Raw genomic sequence first — 1423 nt, forward strand, 5'->3', positions numbered from 1 at the left:
AATTTGGAATATTGAATCCATAAGCCGTAAAGATGGTAATGGTAAACAGTATCGAACCGAAATGGTTGCAGAAGAAATTAATCAGGCAAGTGAAAAGAAGATTTTAGCAGGGCGGGCGCTTTCTTCTGAAGATGATAAAGGGAAAATTGTTATTGGTGCACATTTAGTGGGTAGTTTAGGTTTTAGTTCAAACGAAGATGCTGTTAGTAAGACACTGGTTTTAACAACTCAAAAAGGTTATCAGGGTGATGGCGCTGATATTCCTGATCCTAAAAATGGCAAAGATGATTGGGAGAAAATGAAAGATAAATCAACAACGCTCGAAGCCGAAATTGTCGGTGTAACCGCACCTCCAGCAATAGGTAGTAATGGCGGTACTTTTATTACAATGAAATGGGGCAGATTAATTGAATCTTGGTCTAACTGGCAAGAAGATCCGGTAAAAACAGAAGCTTGGAAAAAAGCTCAAGAGCAAAGACAACAGAAAGAGCAGGCTAACAAATTTGATAAAAAGACTAACGTGGATTATAAAAATAATTCTGGTGGGGATATGATGCAGGAATGTCCAGATTGTATGGTTTTAACATACAAAAGCATGATTGACGAGAAAGGTTATCAATCAGCTTCGGTTAAGGTTGATAATCGTGAGAATACAAAATCAGTAGCCGATTTGATAACTAAACTAGGAGTGGGTGCTATGACTGCCGACGATATACTAAAAGAAATTAGTAAAATCGTTAAATCTATCGGAGCTATTATCGGAGCTATCGGCGCTATTTCTTTAGGGGTTGCGGCAATCGGTATTGTTAATACAATGATTATGGCTATGTACGAAAGGACACGTGAAATTGGAATTATGAGAGCCTGTGGCGCAAAACGTAGAACTATCAGAAGGCTGTTTACATTTGAGGCATCCGTAATTGGTTTTTTAGGTGGAGCGATTGGGATTGTGTCAGGAATTGTTCTTTCTAAAGTGGCAAATTATTTTATCAACAAATTTCTTATAGCTCAAAGTGTATCAGCAACAGATGTCATATCTTTACCGCCCTGGCTTATTCTAGCTACTTTAATTCTTACAACTTTTCTAGGTCTTATCTCTGGCGCTTATCCTGCTTATCGTGCTTCCAAAGTAGATCCGGTAGAGGCCTTACGATTTGAGTGATGATTATTAATATTTATAGCCATACGATTGCTTGACTAAATTTTTAATCAATATATCCTTTTTCTTAATGAATAAAAAAGGAATTGAATACTTTATTACTTTGTACAGCATAGGTATAGGCGCTTCAGTAGCTGCTATCTTTGGTAAAGTGCTAGAAAATTATTTTGGTGGCAATGTTGCTATGCTATTAGTTATTTTGATTGTGGGCAGTGTAGCTGTTTTGAATTACTATTTTCTTTGTAAAATTTTTAAAATAAAAGG

2 protein-coding genes are annotated in these 1423 nt (G+C 36.4%); both read left to right on the forward strand.

All coding sequences use genetic code 11. The features are described from left to right. A partial coding sequence (locus COX95_04330) for a hypothetical protein (protein ID PIZ85373.1) occupies positions 1-1162 on the forward strand: 1162 nt, incomplete at its 5' end. Positions 1163-1229: 67 nt separating this feature from the next. Beyond that, a partial coding sequence (locus tag COX95_04335; GenBank protein PIZ85374.1) for a hypothetical protein occupies positions 1230-1423 on the forward strand: 194 nt, incomplete at its 3' end.

The sequence above is a fragment of the bacterium CG_4_10_14_0_2_um_filter_33_32 genome, from assembly GCA_002792735.1.
Lineage (GTDB): Bacteria > Patescibacteriota > CPR2_A > CG2-30-33-46 > CG2-30-33-46 > CG2-30-33-46.